We start from the raw sequence: 21,252 nt of genomic DNA, 5'->3' as shown, positions 1-21,252 counted from the left end.
TTTTACACCCTCTTCTTTGTTAATTTAAGTAATACTTTGCTCAAGCTTTCTTCCGTAAGATCCTCTGCATCAGCAAAATCTGATACCGTAAAAGCAGACTCTGTTGTTGGTTTATTTATAAGTTGACGAAGATGCCTCAACATACCATCTGCTATCACTTGAATTTTTAATTTAGAAAACTGTTCCCTACTATACATCCAAATAAAATGTAACTTTTCATCTTTCACCATTCCGATAACATCAATTAGATGAGATGGTTTGGAATCTGGAGCATGATCTAAAAATGTAAATCCTGTCTCTTGCATAAACAAAGAGTCCCTTGAAAACACCTGATCAAATTGGCCCAAATAGTTAAAGCTTATTGAAGGCTTTTGCTGATAAAACGGAAGTAATCCTTTATTCAAGTAACGTAAAATACCATAGTCAACTCCGCGATTTGGGATTCGACGCAATTGCTCTTTGACTGCCTTTAACCCTTCAATAGGTGTCTGAGTTCCTTGAAAATTGAGATGAACGGGATAAATACTCGTGAACCAGCCCACTGTCCTTGATAAATCAATACCTTCAATCATCTCTTCTCTCCCGTGTCCTTCTAGATGAATAGAAACGGTTTGCTGATTTGTACAATCGACGATAGCTTGTCCTAATGCCGCCAATAATACCTCATCAATCCTTGTCTTATGAGTGACTAGAACTTCGTGAAACAATGCTTGTGTTTCTTCTATTCCTAAAGTCCTCGTCACTTGATCAATCGATTCTTCTGTCGTTTCTTGTATTGGATAGTCCATTGGAATTTTCATCGTTGCTTTTTCTACTTGTTCATTCCAATAATCCTTTACTTCTTTTGAAATACCCGAATCACTGTATGTCTGAAGTCGTTCAGACCATTCTTTAAAAGATGTACTTTTCGCAGGTAAGCGAATTTCTTGACCTTGTTTCATCTGGTTATATACCACCTGTAAATCTTCCAATAGAATCCTCCATGACACTCCATCTACTACTAAATGATGTATCACCCAGAATATTCGATCATTTTCAGTCAAGTTATCTTCAAAGTACACTACTTTCATTAACGGACCAGTAATTAAATTGAAACTAGCTTGATGAATATTCATCTCTTCTTGTATTATTTTATTCCACTCTTTTTCATTAACTTGATTCCGTTTTACAACATGGAGTACTGACAGCTCATCAGTCCCTTCATTTCTCTGCCTCCACGTTCCGTTTGGTAACTGTTCGTACCGGAAACGTAAAGCATCATGATGTTTCAGTAAATTTAATATCGCTCCCTCTAGTAATTTCACATCCAATCTTTCTTTTACTCTTAAAAGCATTGATTGATTCCAATGCTCTGTATGTGGATGTTCTTGCTCGAAGAACCAGCACTGAATTGGAGTAAGAGGCACATCACCTATCACAATTCCCTGCTCCGCTTGTACTCCCTGCGTTTCTATAGCCACTTGTGCCAGCTCAGCGATAGTTGGGCATTCAAACATTTGCTTTGGAGTAAGTTTTAACCCCACTTGACTTGCTTGAGATATGATTTGAATACTGAGAATCGAGTCGCCACCAATTTCAAAGAAATTATCATAGATTCCCACCTTTTTAACACCTAATACTCTCTTCCAAATGGTAGTTAGTATCTGTTCGTTACTATTCCGAGGGCCAACACATTCACTATTAATCTGCGTTTCCTCCGGCATAGGTAAGGCCTCACGATCAACTTTACCGTTAGCTGTAAGTGGAATAGCTTCCATCGCCACAAATCCCGCAGGAACCATATAACTTGGTAGTTTCGCTTTAAGATACTCTCTCCACGCATCTACATTTCCATCTCCTACAACATATGCTACTAATCTTTTATCACCCGGCTGATCTTCTCTTACAATTACAACTGCCTCTTTTACATATGCATATGTATGTAAAGTAGACTCAATTTCCCCAATCTCAATTCTGAAACCACGTATTTTAACCTGATGATCAATTCTTCCACGATAATCTAGATTCCCATCTGGCAAATACCTCGCTAAGTCTCCTGTCCGGTATAATCTTGCTTTCGGATCACTACTAAATGGATGAGATATAAAACGCTCTGCTGTTAATTCAGGTCTATTTAAATACCCACGTGCCAATCCTGCTCCACCAATATAAAGTTCACCATCAACACCTATAGGAACAGGTTGTTGATAAGCATCTAGTATATACACTTCTAAATCGGGAATCCGCTTTCCAATATTACTTCTTGAAGCATGCTGCACATCATCTAAAGTAATTGGATAATATGTAACATGAACTGTAGTTTCTGTAATTCCATACATATTAATTAACTGTGGTTTTTTCTCCCCATACCTTTTAAACCACGGTAACAAGCTAATAGGTTCTAACGCTTCTCCGCCAAATATTACGTAACGCAGCTGCAAATTTTTATTCTTATCTTCTTGTTCACACACTCGTATTAATTGTCGAAATGCGGAAGGTGTCTGATTTAGAACTGTGACTTCTTCCTCCACCAATAATTGATAAAAATCCTTAGGTGATCGACTAATCCAGTACGGAACAACAACTAATTTTCCACCATATAATAATGCTCCCCAAATTTCCCATACTGAGAAATCAAATGCATACGAATGAAAAAGCGTCCAAGTATCTTTTTCATTAAATTGATACCAACAATCCGTCGATTTAAATAACCGAATGACATTGTGATGCTCTATCATAACGCCCTTTGGATTTCCCGTTGATCCCGAAGTATAGATTACATATGCCAGATTTTTGGGACCGACATCAGAAACAGGCAAAGTCTTACTTTCTTTCCCAATCTCATCTTGATCACGATCCAGGAAAATCGACTTAACATTTTCTGGTAAACATTTCAATTCTTTTAAACTTTCTTGCGTTACGAATAACTGAATGCTAGCATCTTCTAAAATATATTGAAGTCGCTGCTCTGGATATGTTGGATCAAGTGGAACATAAGCCCCACCAGCCTTCAAAATTCCTAAAATACCTACAATCATTTCGAGGGAACGTTCAACACACAGTCCAACTAAAGTATCAGGTCTTACTCCCTTTTTCTGCAAATAATGAGCTAACTGATTTGCGCGTTCATTAAGCTCCCTATAAGTAACTTTTTCTTTGCCATACGTAACTGCAATATCGCTTGGATAGTTCAACGCTTGCTGTTCGAACAATTCATGAATAGTTACTTGAGATGGGAAATCCAGCTTAGGATTGTTGAACTCAACTAAACTTTTTCTTTTATCTTCATCAGAAATGATTTCGATTTCAGCTACCTTCTGCTTTGGTTTTTCAAAAGTGTTTTCCATTATCGCTAACATCACGTTAAAAAACCGTTTTATCTCTTCCTTAGAAAATAGCTCCTCACGATAATCAATATGTACATGTAAAGAGTCAATATCAATTAGATTTTCAATATGCACTGCAAAATCTTGTACCTCTTCATGGTTTGGAATCCATAGTGAGTCACCACTTTCATCGCGATCCCTATAATCAATCGTAGTTCCGAAAAGTCTCACATTACTATTATTCTCTTTATTAATCTGCTTTAACAACAAATCAAATGGATATTTCTGGTGTCTCAATAATTTGCTTTGTTTTCTGGACACCCTACTAATAAATGAAAGTACTTCTTCTTCTGGATCAATATCCATTCTTAAAGGAACTGTACTCACCATCATTCCAATCAATTTTCGTTCCATTTTAGTTATACGGTTGCCGTAAGCCATTCCTAAACCAATATCAAGCGATAAAGTCCACCGATACATGGACAACGAGAAAGCAGCAACAAAAAAAGTGTATAAACTAATTTTGTAATCTTCAGAAAATTTTTCTATCTTTCTCTTCAAATGCTCCGTTAATATAAATGTCTCACGTGATGCTTTGGTACTAACTTGGTACGTATTATAGGGCTTCAATCCAGTCACAGATGGCAGTGTTTTAAATTCCTCTAACCAGAATTTTTGATCTTTTTGAAAGCGACTACTATTCAAGTATGTTTGTTCATTAGTCAGGAATTGAACATATGAATTTTTAATTTCGCCTTCCTCATTCTCGTTATGCATTTCATAATAATATTTTGCAATTTGCTCAGTAAATATTTGAATTGATAAACCATCCATAATAATATGATGAACATTTCCAAAGACTGCACATTCATTATCGTTTAATTTTATTAAAGCGAAATAGTATAAATTTGAATTAAATAATGTAAACGTTTCTTTTGTTTTCTGCTCAATCCATTCCTCAAGCAAATTTGTATTCTCCACATTACTGAAATCAAAAAACTCAAATTCTTGTTCTTCATGTTTAATAAAATATTGTTTTGGTTCCTGATGCCCATTTTCTTTTAACCTAATGCACAGACCGTCATTTTCACTGATAACGCGATTCACAACTTGGTTTAATTTTGAATAATTCATTTTCCGATGAAGTTTAAATAAAAATCTTAAATTACATATTCCTTTATCAGAATGAATAACTTCTGTATACCATATTCTTCGCTGCGGATGGCTTAATGGATAACATTCCTCATTGGTCATAAAAATCTCCCCTTCAAAAATTATTTGCTCTTATAGGTTCGTGTTTATGTTTAGCCCATAAATATTTCTGCAGTGAAACTCCAATTACTCCAATAATAACAAGCCCAACCCCTCCATAAACATAGAGTTGAGTTACTCCAAACAAATGCACTAATGGGCCACTCATAGCAGGAGAAATAATTAGAACTGCGTTTGTTAAACTGCTTTGAATACCAAATACTCTTCCTACTTGATCTTGATCGGATTCTATTTGTAAAATGACTTGATTAGATACAAGCATCAGCCCACTTCCAATACCAGCGATAAAACTAATTAAGTAGGCCAAAACGAAGACCGTACTGGGCGTTATCAAACCGATCCCGCCAAAACCAATTCCCATTAAAACCATACCTCCACATACTACCCTGCCATATTGAAATTGTTTTAATTTCTGAGTTAGTAATGCACCAAGTATTCCGCCAAGACCAATAATAGAAATGATATATCCCATTTTACTTTTATCATGTGGGAATAAGCTCTTAAATAAAGTTGGAAATTGTGAGTCTACTAATTGTAATACTGCCATGGCTATTGTAACGAAAATCATAGTTGATAATATTATCCGATTAGATAACACATAACTCCATCCTTGTACCCAAGCGGTCCAAGTACTTTGTTTTTGCTTTTCAACAAATTCTTTCGATATAGTTTCTTTAAATTTTATTGTGGGTATCAGAACTAAGGTAGCTAATAAACAACTTATAGCTCTCATAATGAGGCAGAACTCTGGTTGAAACCAACTCAGCAACATCCCCCCTATAAGCGGGCCTACTATTTTGGTACCCTGCTCTACTATTCCGTTGATACTTACTGCTTTAGTAAGCAAATCCGGGGATACAATCTGTCTTGTTAGTGTTTGCTGTGCAGGATAATAGAAAACAATAAAAATGGAACGAATCATTAATGCTACTAAGAGCCAGTGGATATCTTGTACAAATAAAAGAGCAATCGTTATTAGACCAACCATTAGATTACAGAACATCATAATTGGAATTTTTCTAAAACGATCTGCAATAACACCTGCCCATGAGCCAAAAATAATTCCTGGAAGTGCGTATGCAACAGGAATCAATCCAATCATAGTAGGATCTACTTCCCATTCAAATCCAACTATAGTCATAATCGCTAACATATCAATAAAAACACCAAGCATAAGCAATGAATAAGCAGAGAAAACTTGTAAATAAACCCTATTTCCTAATAGGCCTTTTGAATCAGTAGTTTTCATAAAAGCAAGCTCCTTAGGTTACTAATATAAACACCTTTGCGTATAAGGTACCCCTTTATTAAACCTAATTAATCATTATAAAGATTTCATCTAGAATTTAACTTCGTCAAAACCTAGACTAATCTCAAGGTTTCTCATATTTTAAATAATCTGATAAATAAGAGTGCACCTATTTCTTCGTCTTTATATCAACTGTTACAAAATAGACCTTTACCTTAGTTAAACATTACCTTAATATAACCATTTACAGTTGTTTGCACATTCAATTCACATCCTTTTTAAAGTTGGCTTTTTTCTATCTCAAATACTATCACACAAATATTTCACCTACTATATTCATAAAGTTGAAATATTTGAATCAGAAAATTCGGATAAAAAACCAAATCCACAAATCATAACAAAACTATTATTTAGTTATATTTTCATTTTATAGATAGCTTTAACCATAGGGATATTAAGAATAAAGTTTTTTAATTTTATTAACATAATAGTTTATAGAGACTATAAATCCTACTAAATAAAAAGATACATATACATTAAAGTATATGTACCTTTCTCTATCCTACATATTTTCTATTCAAATTAATTCCAATAACTAAAATAGATATTAAAAATATAATACTAACAATTACTAATGCACTCATAACAAAGATTGAATCATATAGTATTGAACCTATACATTTACTACCTATTTAATCTATTAGACATTACTGCTTCAAAAAAATTACACATTATACACAATCGGGGTAAATCCCTAAAATATAATTTGACTATATTATTATATAATGTTGTTATGAATCTCTTGTAAGATATAATATATTTTACGCTAATGTATCATCAGTTTTTCTATAAAAGAACTTAATTTTTATGTAGTACGAATTTATTTAGTAATCTAATATATTAATTTAGGTATAAGAATGTTTAAAGATCACCTATTTCCGTAGGTGATCTTTTCTTGTAATTCTGTATTTGTACACTACTTTAGAAATATATCGTAGATACGCTTTGTTTGCTAAATGTTTAGTTCTTTCCATTTATTAAAAAACATAGCTTAAATACAATTAATATCATATTTGTTAAATTACAAACTATTATTTTGTCTTCTGTACAGACAAACTACTAAAAATCAATTCAGCAACTTTTACATATCCTTTTGAGTTTGGATGAATTAAATCCTTAGACCAAAGCGTATTGTCATTAACTAAATGATGATTCCAAAAATCAACATGATGAAGCTTATACTCTCTGCTCAGTGAATGTATAACTTCATTTGCCTCTAATAATTGTTCTTTTATTACTTGTTTTTTTTCAGAAGCAAAAGGAAGCCTAACTGTAAAATCAGGAAGGTTTGCTATAATAATATCAGCCCCTGCTTTACTTAATGTATTTATCATAAATTCCATATCGTTCTTATATGCATCATGATTCCAACGTCCTTTTAAAACATCGTTTGCCCCTGCAATGAGACTAACCAAATCTGGATTAAAAGTTAACGCCTTTTCTAATTGCTGCAAGCGAATTTCTTCAGTTACTAACCCACGCTTTGCAAAATTGGCATATTCTATATCTTTTTCACACAGTTGAACAAAATGATCTACCCAGCTTTTTAATGCAATTCCCTCAACTTCATCCCCTATCCCCTCTGTAAAACTATCACCAATTGCTACAAATCGCTTCCACATATGTATTCCCCCTTTATTGTTAAATATATCTATACTATACAATAGCTCACACCGTAATTGTTATTTCTAAGTGGTTTTCGATTTCAATTATATTCCACTTTACTATATTTACATTTAGAATCCAAAATTGACCGATTCCCAAGTATACTAAGGAATCGGTCATATTCGTATATTTACTAAAGAAATAAAATCTCCCTAGGAATTATACTTTTTTTCAAAAAAATTGTTGTTCTTTGTTTTGCCCAGTTGATACATTTCTTTTCGATTAAATGATACAAAACTATAGAAAAAAGTAGTGTCATTGCAATGCACAAAGTAAGAAGAAAAAATTACACCCTGACATTCCAAGCTATCCACATAAGAATCTATAGTGCTTTGAAACCTTTTGTTTCAAACTAATATTTAGTTGTATCCTATAAAATTAGCTTTTTACTATATCAATCGCACGATCCCACATACCACTAAAAAAAGATCCTGTTTTACGTATAAAACGTGTAAGCCAATTTGCTTGTTCCACATCAGATTTTGTTACAAGGTCTATTTGTAATGAATTACCTGATAAGAACCCAGGATCTGTATTATCTTTAGACGAGATAATCATTTTACTAATTGTTACACCTTTTTTAATAGGCGCTTCTTGTTCCGTATTCGATACTTTAAATTCTTTTTTATAAATGTCTTTGTTGCCCTTCGGCATTGGAAGCGAAACAGCTTGTTTCATTTGAACTACTACATCTTTTTCTTTTGCATTTGCTACTCGAACTGTTTCATGCCCTTTTACTACTGAATCTTTTCCGTAGACATTCTTCACTTCAAAATTCGCAAATCCATAATCGTATAATTTCTTTGTTTCATCAAAACGTGCCGTATGAGATTTTGCTTTTATCACTACAGAAATTAGGCGCATACCATTTCTTTCTACTGTACCAGTGAAACAATCTCCCGCTTCTGGAGTCGTTCCTGTTTTCAAACCATCTACACCTTCATATTGCTTAATTAAACCTTTTAACATCCAATTAAAGTTCGCCATATCAATTGGATATTTACACCCTCTTGAAATGTTTTTTTAGGAATTTTTGCTGTATTTAATATTTGGGGGAAATCTTGAATAAGACGTTGTGCTAAAATTGCACAATCCCTTGCAGACATTTTATTTTTCTCGTCTAGAGTTGTCCCTTCTAGATGATATCCTTTTAAATCTTGATTTGTTAAGCCGGTAGAGTTTACAAGCTTATAATCTTTCATACCAAACTCTTTTGACTTATCGTTCATCATTTTTACAAAATTGACCTCTTTACCAGCAATCTGTTCAACTAAAGCAATTGTTGCACCATTTGCAGAGTAAATTGCCATTGCCTCATATAACTCTTTTACCGTATAAGAGCCACCATTTTCTAATGGAACATTTGATAGTGAACGATCTTGCGAAATCTTATGTGCATATTCAGAGATTTTAACTTTTTGATCCCATTTAAGTTTTCCTTTATCCACCGCTTCATGAACTAAGTATTCGCTCATCATTTTTGTCATACTAGCAATTGCCAATGATTCATCTGCATTTTTTTCATATAAAATTTTTCCGGAATTTGCTTCTATTAAAATTGCTGATCCTGCTTCAACGTCTATAGCAGGAACTGTTTCCGCTGCTGCTCTTCCAATTGTAACGACCATGCTACAAAATATTGTAAGCACTGTTACTATTGCAATAACTCTCTTGCAAAACATACCTTTCACTTCTGTTACCTCCAATTTCTTTGTACTTAAAAAGCGTTATTCCAACATAATCCCGAAAAAAAATAGACAGTGTTCTCAAATTGTATATACATATAAAACGTTAGAATCGCTTTCATATAGACCATCTCATCCGACACTTTTAGGTGCGCTAATACTTTGTATTTCCACACATATCCTTATTTTTAATCCCCTTATATTTTTCAAAATGATTCACACTTTCATATTTTTTAGGATTACAGTTAATAGACAATCTAAATAATACATTTGTTCCACATTTACAAAAAATAAAAAACTACACCCTATACTGGATGTAGTTTTTCTAACTGATTTATTTATTTTTCACTTCATTTTTATAAAAAGCAAATAATGATTCGATGGATGGACTAGATAACAGCGGAATTGCCTTCTCAATCAATTTCCTATCCCAATCAAACCAACGCATTTCCATTAACATGTTTATTTCTGTATCAGTGAATCGTTTCTTTATTTCCTTAGCAGGATTTCCACCAACTATTGTATACGGCGGAACATCTTTACTTACGACAGATCCTGCAGCAACAATTGCACCTTCACCAATAGTAACGCCAGGCATTATTATAGCATTCATTCCAATCCAAGCATCACTTTTAATGACTGTATCTCCCTTAGGTTCATATGATTGTTTAATTTGCTCAGCGAATGGATATACTGTAATCCATTCTGAGTGATGATTATGATTACCACCCATTAAAATGACTACCCCACTTGCAATGCAAACATAATTCCCAATAATGAGTTTGTCAAGGTGCCATCCCATCTGTTCAATTGGATTGAACAGTGCTTGGGACTTAGCATCTCCCCACAAATACCTTACACAGCCATCTTCAAAATTTTGATGACTATAATACCCTGAATAATAGGAGTACTCTCCTACTTCAATGAGTGGATTTGTTACTATATCTTTTATATACTTTGTTTCTGACCAATGATTAAATAATGGATACTTCATAACTTTATTCCTCGCTTCTAAGTATAGTAGATTTTATAATTTACTTAGAAGCTTACTACGACTGCTACATTTTTTAGCTTTCTCAAACGACGAATCATTATCTTCAAGCCTTTCTTTTATACTAGAAAAAGCATAACGCAATACATTACACCAGTCAAATTGTTTAATTTTGAACACATCTTAAACAGTGTAATACTGCAATAACAACATGAAAACAATCTAACTTCGATACAAACACTATATTCATTACATTTAGTTCATATTTTGTAAAAAAATCTTAATTGCCATGACAAAGCAAACAATAACCACTATTGGTCGTATTAATAACGTCCCTTTTGTAAGCACCATCTTCGCCCCAATATATGACCCTATAATTTGACCAAGCATCATAATCAATCCAATTGTCCAATCGATTTGGCCAAAAATAATAAAATACAACAAAGCAGCGAAATTACTAGTAAAATTCAAAATCTTAGCATTTGCAGTTGCCCGTGTAGCACTATATCCACATAAAAGAATGAATGCTAAAGCAATCAAGCTACCTGTTCCTGGGCCGAAGAAACCATCATAAAATCCCACTAACGGAGCCACTGTTAACGCAAACAACAACATACTTATTTTTCTCGGTCGATCTTCGTTTGCTATATTTGGAGATAATAGAAAATAAATGCCAATAAAAACAAGTAAAAAAGGTAATATCATAATTAGATATTCTGCTCGTATCTGTAAAACAAGCCATCCACCCAAAACTGATCCAAAAAAGGTCATTAAGATGGACAAACGCATTTCTTTAAGATTAATTTCTTTCTTCTTAATAAAAAACACTGTCGCCATGAGAGTTCCGCTACTCCCTTGCAGTTTATTAGTTGCTATCGCTACAGAAGGAGACATACCTACTAATAACATTATCGGGATAGTTATCATACCACCGCCTCCAGCAATCGTATCTATCCACCCTGCTATTACAGCTACTAAAAATAGTAATATGAGTAATTCAATAGTAAAATCCATACAAAGAATATGGGAAGGCTTGAGCTATTATACTCCAAACCTCCCCATCGTCCCTCCTCTCTTTAAACTAGTTAATAATATCTGTAAAGTAACTTTCTTTCTGATCACGTAATCGGCTGGAAACGTATTGCCTGCAAACAATTCTTCTTCCGTATTTATTATTTCCAATCGGGATTTTATATTCTTCCCCAGATAACCTTTCCCTACCATGAGTTACATTTGTTTGTTTACCATAGTATGAATTTGGTATAATTAATAAATCTTCAGATGTAAGTGGAACCTTATAAGTAGGCGTTGTTCGTAAGAGTTCTAAAAACATGTCAAATTTCAATTTTTCTTCTTCACTTTCTCCCACATAAATCAATCTATTTTCTGCTCCATTCAAACAAGTTGCAATAATATCACCATTATCATCTAAAAATATAATTTGGTTTATTTCCCCTACAAATCCAGATATTTCACCATCAGCCATTCCTGCGATATGAGCAATAGGCATTTTACTTATCGCCAATATGTCATCTTTATTGAAGAAATTTTCTTCAAGATGCTTTTGAAGTAATTTTGGGGTTCCAATATGAGTTTGAGTTTTTAAATTTAACACTCCTTTTAATAAAAGAGCATCAACTCTAGTAAATTTGCCACAAGTAATTTCAGACACTATTCGTTCCACGGATTTATTAAGTCTATTTGATACAATTTCTAAATTCGTATTGAATGTATTCAATCTCGCTTCAATATCTGACTGGTCTTTCATATCTGTATACACTGTGGCATCGTTATGTTGATAAAAGTTCCCGCCACCGGTGCTTGCACCGACATTTCGCAAAACTTCATCGTTGTTTAAAGGGGAAATGAGATGAAATCTATTTTTCCCTGCATGTTCGGATGGATGAATTAAAGCATCATAATTAAAAAGTGTGGCAAAAAGCCATGTCACCCATTCTGCATAAAAATATTTTTTCATTCTATCGTTTTCGTCTTCACCATAATTAAAACCTTTGCGATTTTCTCCAGGTAATAGGGTTTCCATAGGATCACATGGAGTATTTTTAATAAGAGTAGGCGGTACGTTCCCACCACAATTCGCTACTTTTATCATATGTAGTAGTTTTTTTATATCTGAATTCGGAGTTTCCATTGAGTATTCAATCAAACAAGTAAGCCACTCTTTTGAAAAATATGCTGCTATTTCTTGATCACAAGTATAGGGATTATGGGTTTTCAATTCATTGTCTATCAAACTCTTCATTTTATCATTCAATACATTAGGAATAGTAATTTCTTCAATTTCCGTAATCTGCAGTATTCCTTTATTCATTATAAAACCTCCGTTGTTTTATTTTTTACACCCTATCTTCTATTAAACAAACTATCCACTTCTTTTTTACTCCTTTACTTTTCGTCAGAGCTATTAGAATTACCGATTTACAAATAAAAAACGTGGAGTATAAGAGATTTCTTCTTAGTTACATTTCCCCCACGAACCTCCATTGATTTGGCAAATTTAATTTGAAAATCTGATTCATTTTCATACTTTACTTTCAAACTATGTTTATATGATTTTCAATTCAATTAAGAGTATTTCATTTTCTAAAGTTTTCCTAATTTTAAAATCAGAATTTTCAATACAACTATGTTAACATTAAAAATATAACACGAAACAAAAAAATGTAAATAAATAGTTTTTTTATAAAAAATAGTCAGACTATTCATAAGGTAATCCGTATTTCATTGAACCAACTACGGCCTCTCAATTTTATTGATAACAATAAAAAAGCCCCCTAAATGAATAGAGAACTTTTTCCAAGTATATTCTATTTTAAAGTTCTTACTTACCTTTTACTTTAAAAGATATTGCTGTAACTTCTTTATTAACAGTTCCATACCGTTTGGACTTACGATAATCTTCCCATTCGCTAACGAAATATTGCTGTCTGAAATATCTCCTGTAAGTGCACAAGCTCTTGGAGATTGATATTTTCGTAAAATAATCTGCTCCTCTTCTATAAACATTTCAAGAGAATCTTTTTCTACAATTCCTAAACTCCGTCTTATTTCCATTGGAATAACAATACGCCCCATACTATCTGCTTTACGAGTAATTCCTCTTGATTTCATAAAATGCCACCCTTTATATTTATCTAATATTACGGTATTTATTTTAGCAATAAACAACAATTAGGAATAGTTCGTATTACAGTACTTTTTTAGGAATAAATAACAATTAGGAATAGTTTATGTTAGAATTCTTTCTCGTTTATTTTTGATTTTTAATATATTTTTCCTTGATCATTTTTATATATTGTTTTCTCTCTGTTAGTTCAAATATAAATAATGCCTTTTTTATGTATGTTAAACCAACTTCATTAGAGTGCTGAACTTTTAATAAAATTGCACCTTTTTCAAAGAATAATTCACCTAATAAGTATAAAGTATTCATATTTATGGCTAATTTTATACCTATTTCACTATACTTTATCGCTTCTTCATATTGATTTGCAAGGTGTAAACATTTTGTTAACGTATGAATGAGTCTTAATTTGATTTCTTTTTCTCTAGGGAATTCTATCTTATTAAAATTAATTAAACTTTGTTTTAATATATTTATGCTTTTCTCATACTCTTCATTTTCTGCATGTATTATAGCGATTGAATTCATTATGCTTATTTCTTTCTCTGATAAAAAGTTACTACTACTTAAAGTTTGTTTTAGTGCTCTATTTAAAATGTCAAAAGCATTAATTGTTGCTCCATTTACATAATATATAGCAATCGCTTCATGCCATAATAGAAATTGTTTATCTTCTTTTGATTGGAAATTATTTTCGTTTTTCTCTTTTTTCACTATTTCGTAAAGCTCATTATATTCTTTTTGTTTCACACAATCTCTCATTACACATTTTACATTTTCAATATATTTTATTTTTTTATTTTTAGTTAGTGCAAATATATAATTTGGATCAATACCAAGTCTTTCAGATAATTGATACAACAATATGCTAGATGGATAAATAATACCTTTTTCTATCTTACTAATTTGACTTTGTGAACATATTCCATGACATAATTCAGATTGTGACATGTTTTTTTTCTTTCTAAGTTCTTTAATAATAATACCAAGATTGTAGAATTCCATATTTCCTCCCTCAAATGTAACACTTTATGAGTATAAGAATATTTTCCAACTTTTAATGTAATGTAAAATTAATATAGTTATAATTACTAATTATATGGATTTATAGTTTCTTTTACAAACTTGTATCACAATACGAGAAATTATTAAAATATGGTTCACTAATAATTAAGGGGAGTTTTATCCCCCCACTGATTATTAGTCCACTCCAGGCAGGCTTTTACAGGGAGTCCGACTTCTTTGCCACATCTAAATTTTGAGGTGGAAGTCTTACTACCCGCAAATAGCCGGATTAAAATAAATATGATTTTTCACCTTTATTTCTTTTAATAGTTTCTTTTGATTTTTATATAAATAATTTCGAAGGAGCGTATTTTATGAAAAGAATGTTGACCGAAAGAGAGTTAGAAGTGGCTATTTATGTAGCAAAAGGATATACAGATGCAGAAATTTCCAAAAAAATATATGTTACCCCTCGAAGAATTTCAACGATAATTAATCATATTAAAGAAAAATGGCATATTAATTCTAGAGTGGAATTAGGTATTTTAGTTTATCATTATGGTTTTATAGATGCACCCTTATTTTCAAATAAAAAAATTCAACTATGTAAAAAGGTTGTACAATAGATAGCGGAATATAACGAGTTTAAATTGCAAATAAAAATATAAGAGCAGACATACTTTTATTATTTGGTTTACTCCATCACTTTTTAAATTTCAGACATTAATATAAAAAGGTTAGAGAATTAACTTCTCTAACCTTTTTATATACACTACTAGGTTTCAAACAGTAAAGATGCCCTAATGCTACCATTAATCCTGTTCCCTATTCAACCTTGTATAAACAAAAAAAAATCAGACATTCTCACTATTCAAAACCAGTTACAATTCTCTCTTTCATTTTCTGTATTACTTCACTGCTCAATACTTTTTGACCAGCAGGAAGTTTTAATATGGCAGCGGCACCTTTACTAAGGTATATTTCTTGATCATTATTTTGATTTACTACCAATATTCCTTGCCCTTCAAATTCGAAATAACTAATATCTTTTGTTTCATTTGTATTATTTTTTATTGCTTTATATAATCCATATAAATCTTTACTTTTATTTTCTCCGCCCGTTCGAATCGGTTCAATATCATTCGCAACAATTAGTCCTTCTGGCTGCTCACCCTTCATAATAAACCATAGCTTTTCATTTGTTGGTAATAGTAAATGCTTAAATTCAGAGCTATTTAAAATTTGCTGTGCTGAAATTGTTTCATAGATTGGTAACGAAAATGGAGATGTTGTTATTTTTTCAAAACTTAAATTTTCAGAAGAACTTCCCTTACTATATTGATAATCTTTTAATGCGATCGATTGTACTGATTCACTTTTATTTTTTGATGCATAACTAATTTTACTAGCGAAAATAATAACGGTCATTAAGCACATGCACGGTATCACAAGCTTAAGTAGTTTTCCCATTTATGAACCCCCGCTTTTAATATTATTAGTTTGCATGGATATTATAAACAGTTTCACTCCACCAAAAATTATTATTGTTATGGAACGTACTGAAATTATGATTATAATGATCACCATACCAAGGGTCCATGTACGTTATATAATCTGTTCCATTTGTCCCTTTATAAAATCCATCAAGTACTAGAAAGTGTCCGATGTTAGCTCCATTTTGCCACATAATGAGTGCAATCATCGGCTGATTACTATTAATTTGACTTTTGAACCAATCATACGATTTTGCTCCAGAACTTATAGCTGAGCTAACCCCATATCTTGATAATCCATATTGTATTTCACGTGAAGTTGCAGGATTATTATATGATCCACCCTTAACATACCTAACGTACTGATCTTGTGAAGGAGTTTTCCCAAAATAATTTAAAACTGAAACCGAAGTGCCTGCCCAACACCAATTTGATCTTTCTTGTAATATGTTAGGTACAGATAATTTACGGTCTTTTGGTGTACTTGGAGGATTTCCATTAATATACGCTGACGTTACATATACTTTTTTTCCATCTTTAAAATAATAAAACCAACGATTATCTAAATTTCCTGTCCAGTAATCTTTAACCGCTTCACCATACTCCCATCCTTTAAAAGATACTTTTGTATTTCCAGGAATCATATCTACAATATTTGCATTCAAACTTTTTGCCTCTCTAACATTTACATTCAATGGAGCTGTTGTTCCTGAAAATTCAACTTCTTCTGCTATTATTTTCTCAACACCAACAAAACTAAATATAAAGAACAATAAAAACATAATAACGATAAAATGTTTTCTTCCCTTCATTTCTCCACCCCTTCATCAGTACTAAAAAACATCAACAATTCATCCTTATTAATTGTTCAAGCTTAATATTACATACTAACGAAAAACGACTTCTCATAAAGTGAAACTTTAATCCGTAGTGGTTTTATTCATCCCCTACTGATTATTAGTTAAACCAATCGAGCTGCCCGGCAAATAGCGGGATAAATTCCAATACAAAAAAGGAGCCTATAAATTTTTATAGGCTCCTTTTTATTTCGTCGTTATTACTTAGCTAATTCTTTCGTACCCTTCATTACATCAACGAAGAATCCCCAGTTATTCACTACAGAAGAGATACTGATATGTTCATCTGGAGTGTGGACGTTAAAGATGTCTGGTCCGAATGAAATTGCATCTAATTCAGGCATCTTTTGAACGAATGCGCTACACTCAATTCCCGCATGTACAGCGAAGATTTCAATTTCTTTATTGTATTTTTCTTGATGTACTTTTTCAAATAAATTACGAATTTGTGAGTTTGGATTGTATGGCCATTCTGGATACTCTGACTCTATTTCAAATGTAGCACCAACTAATTCAGCAATATATTTGATTTCTTCTGCAACATGTTGTTTTAAACTACTTACAGAACTTCGCACTTCGTTACGTAATTTAATTTCATCTTGCAACGTTTCAATAACGCCTAAATTTGTTGAGCTTTCTACAAGACCTTTAATATCCATGCTCATACTTTGAATGCCATTCGGAATTAAGAATAATGATGAAATAAGCTGCTTTTGTGTCTCTTTAGCAAATACTTTTTCAACTTTTTCATCCAATTTTGTCAGTGTAACATGAACATCTGGATCAACAGCACGCATTTCTTCTTGTAATACACGTGTCCATGATTCTAGTTTTTCTTCTACTTGTCCTACATCTTCTGTACGAATTAAAATTGTAGCTACACTTTCACGCGGAATTGCATTCGTTTTTAATCCGCCGTGAACTTCACTTATGTAAAACTCCGTATGTACTGATAAATCACGTAATACTCGTCCTAATACTTTGTTCGCATTACCGCGTTGTTTATCAATTTCCATACCAGAATGGCCGCCTTTTAGACCACCAACATATAGACGGTATGCATCCATATTCGCTGGCGTTTCATCCCAAATTACTTGAATTGTTTCAACAGCTTTCGCACCACCTGCACTACTTACAAGTAATTTATGATCTTCTTCAGAATCAATATTTATAAATATCTTTCCTTCAAAATGATTTGGATCAATAGCAAAAGCCCCGCCCATTGTCGTTTCTTCTTCAGTAGTGATAACGACTTCAAGTGCTGGATGCGGAATTTCTTTTGAATCTAATAAAGCTAATGCATACGCAACTGCAATACCATTATCAGCACCTAATGTTGTTTGATTTGCATATAACATGTCCCCAATGATTCGTAATTGAATCGGATCTTTTTCAAAATCATGTACTGTTGCTTGATTTTTTTCGCAAACCATATCCATATGACCTTGAATAATAATAGCTGGTACATTTTCATAACCAGCTGTTGCTTCTTTTTTAATAATGACATTGAATGCTTCATCTTGAATAACTTCTAAATTACGCTCTTTTGCAAAGCCCACTAAATAATCACTAATTTCCTTTTCATTACCTGATCCTCTAGGAATCTTTGAAATTTCTGCAAAATGATAAAATACAGGGTGCTTTGTTAATTGTTCTAATGTAGAATACATTTTTCAAGCTCCTCTCCAAATGGCAAAATAATATGTAAGTCTCATATCATTATACCATGATTCATTATTTTACCTTTCTTTTTACTTTTATTGTTCATTTTATGTACAACACTCTTACAACATTGTAAGGGCGTTGTAAGCTATATCGATTTTTCTTATTAAATAATAGACGTATATTTTTTAAAGACACACTTTGAAGGAGATAAAGAAAATGAAAAAGTTTTTAACAATTATTACACTATGTTTATTATTTTCTAGTTTTACTATTAGCTGTGAGAGAGCGTCACTAAATAGAATTGGTAAAGATGTATATTACATGCAGATAAAAGGCGAAGGAAATATCGAAAAAGTAGATGGTAGAAACTTACGAAACTATACGCTGCCCGCATATGATGAAGATGGCGTCAAAAAACAAATTACATTTAGAAGTACAAAAAAAGAAAACGACCATAAATTAAATGAAGACGCGTTTTTACGCCTCTATGTAGATCAAGATGATAATAGCAAAAATGAAATATCATCAATTGAAGTAAAGTCTTATGAAGAAATTCAGAAAACAGATTTACCTAATAAAGTAAAAGATAAGTTTACTATTAAATAAAAAAACAAAAGAAAATGCTCTATGCATTTTCTTTTGTTCTTTTCACCTGTATATATTTTGAACTACTATTATTCATCAGTTTCTCTAACCGATTTATATTCTCCGTTAATGCACCTTTCACAAGAGAGAAATCTGTATTGGATTCTTCTTTTTTTTCTTTAAAAAACGAAGACTTTTGCACATTGACTTCAGCCATCTCTTCTCCCCCTTTTCAAAAAGATACAACCTTTTATTTATATTATATAGCAAATGTAGAAAGAGTGTACACTTATGATTTTCTTTTTAATTCTTCTTCTAATTCTTCTACTTGCTGCAACGTATCCCCTTTTATTAAAGAGAAATCTGTTGTATCTTCGTTACCTTCTTTAAAAAAATCATTGTCATAATTTTTTACCACTACAATCACCTCTACATGCTAGTGTAGGAATGATTGTCCAATTTTATTCAACTTTGTCGGATTTTGTTTTTAATTTATGTATAGAAGATAAGGACAGAAAAAGATTCTGTCCTTATTTACTAAAATAACTATGATGTATTGTTAAATTATATACATTTTCAAAATCCCGATCTTGCAGGTTATTTTTCTTTCCATCAATAACAATGAAAACGTCACTTACTATTTTTGCTGGTATGATCCCGACATTTTCTACTTGTACCGCTTTCTGCTCATTCAATTGCTCGATATGTTCTAACGGAACGATAATACTAAATTGCGAGCGAATACCACGAAAGTTTGTATTTAATTCCTTCGCGGCTTCAAAAACAACAATTTTCGCGCCAATCTTTTCCCCGTATGAATCTAAAAATGCATTTAAGCTCTTTGTATATTCCTCTTCCGTATGCCATTCCATCGTACCGAAAACTGATGGATTAACATTTTGAATAATTGTCGTGTATATTTCTCCTCTCGCTTTAGATGCAATTAATGATCGTTTGATTGATTGAACTGTCTTGCCAATATCGCTAAATTTGGCACCCCATATTTCTGAAATATTAGGTGTTAAAATGAATGCAATATCAACAAAAATAACCATTGCAGTAAACATTAAAAGATTCTTCCAAAGGGTTAAATCGATTCCTTTTATCATGAAATACACGGTGACAGATATGATAAACAAACCATACCAAGTCTTTCTAATACGTTGCTTTTTCTCCTCGTACAACTCCTCATTTTTCCAATAAAAGAAAACAAGGACTACAAAGACAATCGCTAAAACAAATAAGCCAATTCGAATGTTAGAGATCATTAATCACATCACCCTCCATTCAAAAACTACTCACGATACCATTACATGCGCAAGCTGCTCTCTTTATGACAAAAGACGTGGACAAGCTTCTAAATTTAGCTACATTGCATATATATTAGAAGGTGCCACGTCTTTTATCCTGCTATTTGTGGGCAGTAAGCCCCCCACTGATTAAAATTTTACTTTACCATGAGTCTATATTGTATATGTAGACAAGCATTCATTTCAAATTTTCGTATTAAAAAGAAATATGTTTCGGAATTTCGCCTTCAGGTACTTCTCCATCCATACTTAAATAATAATGACGAATCGGACGTAAGTTTTCGTCTAATTCATAAACAAGCGGAATGCTAGTTGGAATATTTAATGAAACTACACCATCATTTGAAAGGTTGTCTAAGTATTTTACTAGCGAGCGAATTGTGTTACCGTGTGATGAAATAATTACTTTATTACCACTTTTTAATGTCGGCGCAATTTCTGAATGCCAATAAGCAAGTACTCTCTTCTCCGTATCCTCTAAACATTCAGTTAACGGAAATTCACCTTTTTTGAGTGTTTTATATCTTGGATCGGTCGCTTCATATCGAGAATCGTCTTCAGTAAGAGCCGGTGGTCTTACATTAACACTTCTTCTCCAAATATGAACTTGCGCTTCACCATATTTTTGAGCAGTTTCATCTTTATTCAACCCTTGCAATGCACCATAATGTCTTTCATTTAGCTTCCAAGATTTATGTATTGGGACCCAAGTAAGATCCATCTCATGAAGTACAATCCATAACGTCCGAATTGCGCGTTTTAATACAGATGTATAAGCCACATCAAAAGTATATCCGTTTTTCTTTAATATTGCTCCTGCTTCTCTCGCTTCACTTAATCCATTCTCTGATAGATCAACATCTGTCCATCCAGTAAAGCGATTTTCAAGATTCCATAAACTTTGCCCGTGACGAATAAGTACAAGTTTTATCATTAAAATTCCCCTTTCGGAAATGTGAATTTTA

17 protein-coding genes and 2 pseudogenes are annotated in these 21,252 nt (G+C 32.5%); 2 read left to right on the top strand and 17 right to left on the bottom strand.

Annotation, left to right across the window (positions count from 1 at the left end; all coding sequences use genetic code 11):
- Positions 1-2: 2 nt before the first annotated feature.
- The 10 genes and pseudogenes from AXW78_RS11860 to AXW78_RS11820 form a co-directional block, all read right to left on the bottom strand.
- Positions 3-4,559 carry a non-ribosomal peptide synthetase gene (locus AXW78_RS11860; RefSeq protein WP_061884167.1) on the bottom strand — a complete coding sequence of 1,519 codons (4,557 nt, stop codon included), beginning with the start codon at positions 4,557-4,559 and terminating at the stop codon, positions 3-5.
- A gap of 13 nt (positions 4,560-4,572) precedes the next feature.
- Positions 4,573-5,826, bottom strand: coding sequence for an MFS transporter (locus tag AXW78_RS11855; protein ID WP_061884166.1), 1,254 nt, complete (start codon positions 5,824-5,826; stop codon positions 4,573-4,575).
- A gap of 1,091 nt (positions 5,827-6,917) precedes the next feature.
- Positions 6,918-7,508 carry an SGNH/GDSL hydrolase family protein gene (locus AXW78_RS11850; protein WP_061884165.1) on the bottom strand — a complete coding sequence of 197 codons (591 nt, stop codon included), beginning with the start codon at positions 7,506-7,508 and terminating at the stop codon, positions 6,918-6,920.
- A 176-nt stretch (positions 7,509-7,684) separates the two neighbouring features.
- Positions 7,685-7,837 (bottom strand): annotated as a pseudogene (locus tag AXW78_RS33810) (acyltransferase family protein); the annotation flags it as partial.
- 92 nt (positions 7,838-7,929) lie between these two features.
- Positions 7,930-9,242, bottom strand: a pseudogene (locus tag AXW78_RS11845) (D-alanyl-D-alanine carboxypeptidase family protein).
- 328 nt (positions 9,243-9,570) lie between these two features.
- A complete protein-coding gene (locus AXW78_RS11840) occupies positions 9,571-10,230 on the bottom strand; it encodes a CatB-related O-acetyltransferase (protein WP_000876936.1) in 660 nt (219 codons plus the stop codon).
- 252 nt (positions 10,231-10,482) lie between these two features.
- A complete protein-coding gene (locus AXW78_RS11835) occupies positions 10,483-11,241 on the bottom strand; it encodes a TSUP family transporter (RefSeq protein ID WP_061884164.1) in 759 nt (252 codons plus the stop codon).
- Between the two features lie 67 nt (positions 11,242-11,308).
- On the bottom strand, positions 11,309-12,559 hold the full coding sequence (locus AXW78_RS11830) for a hypothetical protein (protein ID WP_046946296.1): 1,251 nt from the start codon (positions 12,557-12,559) through the stop codon (positions 11,309-11,311).
- 521 nt (positions 12,560-13,080) lie between these two features.
- Complete coding sequence (locus AXW78_RS11825; protein WP_000842217.1) at positions 13,081-13,359, bottom strand: AbrB/MazE/SpoVT family DNA-binding domain-containing protein; 279 nt, start codon at positions 13,357-13,359, stop codon at positions 13,081-13,083.
- Positions 13,360-13,498: 139 nt separating this feature from the next.
- Positions 13,499-14,377, bottom strand: a complete 879-nt coding sequence (locus tag AXW78_RS11820) for a helix-turn-helix domain-containing protein (RefSeq protein ID WP_000397975.1) — start codon at positions 14,375-14,377, stop codon at positions 13,499-13,501.
- A 374-nt stretch (positions 14,378-14,751) separates the two neighbouring features.
- Between AXW78_RS11820 and AXW78_RS11815 the strand changes: the two genes are divergently transcribed.
- A complete protein-coding gene (locus tag AXW78_RS11815) occupies positions 14,752-15,003 on the top strand; it encodes a response regulator transcription factor (protein WP_000827560.1) in 252 nt (83 codons plus the stop codon).
- A gap of 241 nt (positions 15,004-15,244) precedes the next feature.
- Here AXW78_RS11815 and AXW78_RS11810 read toward each other — a convergent pair whose 3' ends face one another.
- From AXW78_RS11810 to pepD, 3 genes are all read right to left on the bottom strand, one after another.
- A complete protein-coding gene (locus tag AXW78_RS11810) occupies positions 15,245-15,847 on the bottom strand; it encodes a hypothetical protein (RefSeq protein WP_000517278.1) in 603 nt (200 codons plus the stop codon).
- A 25-nt stretch (positions 15,848-15,872) separates the two neighbouring features.
- The gene (locus AXW78_RS11805) at positions 15,873-16,682 is read right to left on the bottom strand and encodes a C39 family peptidase (protein WP_000678378.1); all 810 of its coding nucleotides are present in this window, start codon (positions 16,680-16,682) and stop codon (positions 15,873-15,875) included.
- 245 nt (positions 16,683-16,927) lie between these two features.
- Entirely contained in the window at positions 16,928-18,397 is a 1,470-nt protein-coding gene (gene pepD / locus AXW78_RS11800; protein WP_061884163.1) for a beta-Ala-His dipeptidase, read from the bottom strand.
- Positions 18,398-18,608: 211 nt separating this feature from the next.
- On the opposite strand from pepD, the gene AXW78_RS11795 reads away from it, so the two are divergent.
- The gene (locus AXW78_RS11795; protein WP_000714181.1) at positions 18,609-18,998 is read left to right on the top strand and encodes a YxeA family protein; all 390 of its coding nucleotides are present in this window, start codon (positions 18,609-18,611) and stop codon (positions 18,996-18,998) included.
- 19 nt (positions 18,999-19,017) lie between these two features.
- Here the strand turns inward: AXW78_RS11795 and spoIISB are convergent, their stop codons facing one another.
- The 4 genes from spoIISB to gpmA form a co-directional block, all read right to left on the bottom strand.
- Positions 19,018-19,194 carry a stage II sporulation protein SB gene (gene spoIISB, locus AXW78_RS11790; protein WP_000852629.1) on the bottom strand — a complete coding sequence of 59 codons (177 nt, stop codon included), beginning with the start codon at positions 19,192-19,194 and terminating at the stop codon, positions 19,018-19,020.
- A gap of 72 nt (positions 19,195-19,266) precedes the next feature.
- Complete coding sequence (locus AXW78_RS11785; protein ID WP_046946297.1) at positions 19,267-19,395, bottom strand: hypothetical protein; 129 nt, start codon at positions 19,393-19,395, stop codon at positions 19,267-19,269.
- 112 nt (positions 19,396-19,507) lie between these two features.
- Positions 19,508-20,245, bottom strand: a complete 738-nt coding sequence (locus AXW78_RS11780; RefSeq protein ID WP_000624982.1) for a type II toxin-antitoxin system SpoIISA family toxin — start codon at positions 20,243-20,245, stop codon at positions 19,508-19,510.
- Positions 20,246-20,483: 238 nt separating this feature from the next.
- Positions 20,484-21,221 carry a 2,3-diphosphoglycerate-dependent phosphoglycerate mutase gene (gene gpmA / locus AXW78_RS11775; protein WP_000594147.1) on the bottom strand — a complete coding sequence of 246 codons (738 nt, stop codon included), beginning with the start codon at positions 21,219-21,221 and terminating at the stop codon, positions 20,484-20,486.
- Positions 21,222-21,252: the final 31 nt, after the last annotated feature.

Source organism: Bacillus thuringiensis (assembly GCF_001595725.1).
Classification (GTDB): Bacteria; Bacillota; Bacilli; order Bacillales; family Bacillaceae_G; genus Bacillus_A; species Bacillus_A thuringiensis_K.
The sequence above is the reverse complement of the archived record's forward strand: the minus strand, read 5'-3'. Positions and strand labels throughout refer to the sequence as shown.

Bases quoted from the DNA above. Each gene is read 5' to 3' on its own strand.
- AXW78_RS11860 (WP_061884167.1), bottom strand. From the start codon at position 4,559: ATGACCAATGAGGAATGTTATCCATTAAGCCATCCGCAGCGAAGAATA.
- AXW78_RS11855 (WP_061884166.1), bottom strand. From the start codon at position 5,826: ATGAAAACTACTGATTCAAAAGGCCTATTAGGAAATAGGGTTTATTTA.
- AXW78_RS11850 (WP_061884165.1), bottom strand. From the start codon at position 7,508: ATGTGGAAGCGATTTGTAGCAATTGGTGATAGTTTTACAGAGGGGATA.
- AXW78_RS11840 (WP_000876936.1), bottom strand. From the start codon at position 10,230: ATGAAGTATCCATTATTTAATCATTGGTCAGAAACAAAGTATATAAAA.
- AXW78_RS11835 (WP_061884164.1), bottom strand. From the start codon at position 11,241: ATGGATTTTACTATTGAATTACTCATATTACTATTTTTAGTAGCTGTA.
- AXW78_RS11830 (WP_046946296.1), bottom strand. From the start codon at position 12,559: ATGAATAAAGGAATACTGCAGATTACGGAAATTGAAGAAATTACTATT.
- AXW78_RS11825 (WP_000842217.1), bottom strand. From the start codon at position 13,359: ATGAAATCAAGAGGAATTACTCGTAAAGCAGATAGTATGGGGCGTATT.
- AXW78_RS11820 (WP_000397975.1), bottom strand. From the start codon at position 14,377: ATGGAATTCTACAATCTTGGTATTATTATTAAAGAACTTAGAAAGAAA.
- AXW78_RS11815 (WP_000827560.1), top strand. From the start codon at position 14,752: ATGAAAAGAATGTTGACCGAAAGAGAGTTAGAAGTGGCTATTTATGTA.
- AXW78_RS11810 (WP_000517278.1), bottom strand. From the start codon at position 15,847: ATGGGAAAACTACTTAAGCTTGTGATACCGTGCATGTGCTTAATGACC.
- AXW78_RS11805 (WP_000678378.1), bottom strand. From the start codon at position 16,682: ATGAAGGGAAGAAAACATTTTATCGTTATTATGTTTTTATTGTTCTTT.
- pepD (WP_061884163.1), bottom strand. From the start codon at position 18,397: ATGTATTCTACATTAGAACAATTAACAAAGCACCCTGTATTTTATCAT.
- AXW78_RS11795 (WP_000714181.1), top strand. From the start codon at position 18,609: ATGAAAAAGTTTTTAACAATTATTACACTATGTTTATTATTTTCTAGT.
- spoIISB (WP_000852629.1), bottom strand. From the start codon at position 19,194: ATGGCTGAAGTCAATGTGCAAAAGTCTTCGTTTTTTAAAGAAAAAAAA.
- AXW78_RS11780 (WP_000624982.1), bottom strand. From the start codon at position 20,245: ATGATCTCTAACATTCGAATTGGCTTATTTGTTTTAGCGATTGTCTTT.
- gpmA (WP_000594147.1), bottom strand. From the start codon at position 21,221: ATGATAAAACTTGTACTTATTCGTCACGGGCAAAGTTTATGGAATCTT.